At 64.7% G+C, this 3446-nt stretch carries 5 protein-coding genes; all 5 read left to right on the top strand.

Annotation, left to right across the window (positions count from 1 at the left end; translation table 11 throughout):
- On the top strand, positions 1-318 hold a 318-nt coding region (locus tag VJS90_RS00280; RefSeq protein ID WP_324117979.1), incomplete at its 5' end, for a FecCD family ABC transporter permease.
- A complete protein-coding gene (locus VJS90_RS00275) occupies positions 315-1106 on the top strand; it encodes an ABC transporter ATP-binding protein (protein WP_324117976.1) in 792 nt (263 codons plus the stop codon). The genes VJS90_RS00280 and VJS90_RS00275, both read left to right, overlap by 4 nt.
- A 14-nt stretch (positions 1107-1120) precedes the next feature.
- Positions 1121-1558: a pseudoazurin gene (locus VJS90_RS00270; protein WP_324117981.1), complete on the top strand. Its 438-nt coding sequence runs from the start codon at positions 1121-1123 to the stop codon at positions 1556-1558.
- Positions 1555-2904 (top strand): OprD family porin, encoded by a 1350-nt coding sequence (locus VJS90_RS00265; protein WP_324117974.1) that lies wholly within the window; start codon positions 1555-1557, stop codon positions 2902-2904. The genes VJS90_RS00270 and VJS90_RS00265 overlap by 4 nt, the downstream gene beginning before the upstream one ends.
- Before the next feature lie 184 nt (positions 2905-3088).
- Positions 3089-3446 (top strand): LysR family transcriptional regulator (locus tag VJS90_RS00260; RefSeq protein WP_324117972.1); only part of this gene is annotated, 358 nt, incomplete at its 3' end.

Below are 3446 nucleotides of genomic sequence, written 5' to 3'. Positions count from 1 at the left end.
CTGGGCATTCCTGTGCGTCGGGTGCAGCTGTTGCTGATTACCTGCGCGGCACTGGTGACCGCGGTGATGGTGTCGATCGTTGGCGCCATCGGCTTCGTCGGACTGGTGATTCCCCATGCCCTGCGCCTGCTGCTGGGCGGCAGTCACAGCCGCCTGCTGCCGGCCAGCGCACTCGGTGGCGCGCTGTTCCTGATCGCCGCCGACGTGCTGTCACGCACGCTGATCCCCGGCCAGGTAATCCCGGTTGGCGTGGTCACCGCGCTGATTGGCGCGCCGGTGTTCGCACTGATCCTGATCAGCCGCAGGAGCCAACGATGACGGCCATGATTCCCCCATTGCAGACCGCCCTCCTCAGCTGCCAGGGCCTCGGCTTTCGCGTGCGTGATACGCAGCTGCTGTACGACATCAACCTGACGGTGAACCCGCGCGAAACCTTGGGCATCGTCGGCCCCAACGGCTCCGGCAAGTCGACCCTGCTCAAGCTGCTCGCCGGCCTGCGCGCGCCCAGCAGCGGCCGCGTGCAATTGCTCGAGCAGCCCCTGGCACGCCAGCCCCGGCGGCAGATCGCCCAGACCCTGGCGCTGGTCGAGCAGCAGGCCGATACCAATGATGCCATCAGCGTGTTCGACGCCGTGGCCTTGGGCCGCACGCCCTGGCTCTCGGCACTGACGCCGTTTTCGGCCGAGGACACCGGCATCGTCGACCAGGCCCTGGCGGACGTCGACGCCCTGCACCTGCGCCAGCGCACCTGGAGCAGCCTGTCCGGCGGCGAGCGCCAGCGCGTGCACATCGCCCGTGCCTTGGCCCAGCGCCCGCAACTGCTGCTGCTCGACGAGCCCACCAACCACCTGGACATCCAGCACCAGCTGAGCATCCTGCAGCGTGTGCAAGCCCTGCCGGTGACCACCCTCATCGCCCTGCACGACCTTAACCAGGCCTTGACCTGCGACCGTCTCGCCATTCTTGACCGCGGCCGCCTGGTCGCGCTCGGCAAGCCGCTTGACGTGCTTACCCCCGAGCGCTTGCTCAGCACCTTTGGCGTGCATGCCCACTACCTCACCGACCCCTACGACGGCGCGCGCATCCTGCGCTTTCGCGCCCCTTGAAGCTGGAAGCCTCACTGATGCTGCGTCCCCTTGCCCTGCTGTTGTCCGCCGCCCTGCTCGCCCCCGTCGCGATGGCCGATGTCCATGAAGTCAAGATGCTCAACCGCGGCCCGGGCGGGGCGATGGTGTATGAGCCCGATCACCTGCGCATCGCCGCCGGCGACACGGTCCGCTTCATGCCGACCCAGAGCGGGCACAACGCCGCCAGTCTGCCCGCGTTGCTGCCGGCGGGTGCCGAGGCGTTCAAGAGCAAGATCAACCAGCCGCTGGAGCAGACCTTCAGCGTGCCGGGGCTGTATGGCATCCAGTGCATTCCGCACCTGGCCATGGGCATGGTGATGCTGATCCAGGTGGGCGAGCCGGGCGTTGCCTTATCGCTGCCCACCGGTTTGCCGCCCCGCGCGCAGGAGCGGTTTGCCGTGCAGCTCGAGCAACTGGAGGCAGGCCGATGATTATCTCTACGCAACGCTCCGCGTTGCTGCTAGCCCTGCTTGGCGCCAGCCCGCTGGCCATCGCCGATTCCGCCCAGTCTCGCTCCGAAGGTTTCATCGAAGACAGCACCTGGAGCGTGCTCAACCGCAGCGTCTTCGACCAGCGCGACTACCGCCACGGCGCCAGCAACAGCGGCGGGCGCAATGCCTACAAGCCGCGCAGCGAGCGCAACGGCAAGGCCGAGGAGTGGGCGTACGGGCTGATGGGCACGTTCCAGTCCGGCTTCACCCAGGGCCTGGTCGGCGTGGGCGTCGATGCGCATGCCTACCTCGGCGTGCAGCTCGACAGCGGCGGCGGCCGGGCCGGCAAGGCGCGCCTGCTGGGGCTGGACAATGAAGGGCATCCCAAGAACGAGTACAGCCGTGGCGGCGCCGCGCTCAAGGTGCGGATGTCGAACACCGTGCTTTCGTATGGCGAGCAGCGCGTCAAGACCCCCGTGTTCAGCTCTTCCGACAGCCGCCTGCTGCCTGAGACCGCCACCGGGTTCTTTCTCACCAGCAACGAGATCGACACGCTCAGGCTGGTGGCCGGGCACTTCAACGAAAGCACCGACCGCAATGCCAGCAGCCATGACCAAGGCTTCGTGGTCAACTATTCCAACGGCCGCAAAGGCGACACTTTCGACCTCGCCGGCGCGGTGTACAGCCCCACCAGCAACTTCACCGCCAGCCTGTACACCTCGCGCTACGAAGACAGCTGGAATCAGCATTATCTCGGCAGCACCTTCACCCAGGCGCTCGATGACCAGCGCAGCCTGACCTTCGACCTGAACCTGTACCGCACGACCGACACCGGCAAGGCGCTGTCCGGGCGCATCGACAACACCACGTGGAGCCTTGTGTCGCGCTATAACCAAGGGCCGCACGGGTTCAGCGTCGGGTATCAGCAAGTCGACGGCAACACCCCGTTCGACTACGTGACCCGCGGGGCGATCTTCATCGCGAACGCCGTGCAGATGTCCGACTTCAACGCGCCCAACGAGAAGTCCTGGCAGGCCCGGTACGACCTGAGCATGAGCGCCTACGGCGTGCCTGGGCTGACGCTGACGGCGCTGTATGTGCGGGGGTTCGATATCGATGGAACGCATGTCGATCCTACGGGTGGGTATGCGTACCTCGGGTATGGCAAGGATGGCAGGCACTGGGAGCGGGACCTGGAAGCGCGATACGTGGTGCAAGGCGGCAAGGCCAAAGGGATGGCGTTTTCGGTGAGGCACAACGTGCATCGCGGGGATACGGCGCAGGCGGAGCTGGATGGGGATCAGATTCGGGTGGCGGTGGAGTGGCCGTTTGGTGGGGGGTTCTGATCAGTACGCCTTACTGCTATCCGGGACAATCCCAAGGAGAGCGGCGAATCAAAGCTCGCACCGCTCTGGCTTGAGGAGCCAATGTTTGACCAGCCGCCTTGTGATGTCACGATCGCGCCCCGCTTTGCCGCCGACCTTTCGATATACTTCCCACCCTCAGTTGAGTATCGAGATGTGATGGAACGTGGCTAAGCTTAACTTCAGACATATGGAAATTTTCTGGGCGGTGATGACCGCCGGTAGTGCAACTGCAGCAGCCGATCTGCTGCGCACTTCACAGCCTACTGTTAGCCGGGAATTAGGAAGACTGGAGTCCATCACTCAGCTTGTACTTTTCAAGCGAGCCAACGCCAAGCTCATTCCCACTGAACAGGCCTTGAGATTGTTTGAAGAGGTCGAGCGTGCCTACTTCGGCATTGAGCGGATCGAACGTGCTGCCGAGGCCATTCGGCAACATAAACATGGGCAGATCGCACTTGTTACCCTGCCCGCTTTCTCTCAGGCTGTCCTCCCGATGGTCTGCAAGCGTTTCCTGGAGGCAT

Source organism: Pseudomonas sp. (assembly GCF_035277045.1).
Taxonomy (GTDB): Bacteria; Pseudomonadota; Gammaproteobacteria; order Pseudomonadales; family Pseudomonadaceae; genus Aquipseudomonas.
This window is presented reverse-complemented; position numbering and strand designations above follow the sequence as displayed.

Excerpts from the sequence above, each read along its gene's own strand:
- VJS90_RS00275 (WP_324117976.1), top strand. The coding sequence starts at position 315 with ATGACGGCCATGATTCCCCCATTGCAGACCGCCCTCCTCAGCTGCCAG.
- VJS90_RS00265 (WP_324117974.1), top strand. The coding sequence starts at position 1,555 with ATGATTATCTCTACGCAACGCTCCGCGTTGCTGCTAGCCCTGCTTGGC.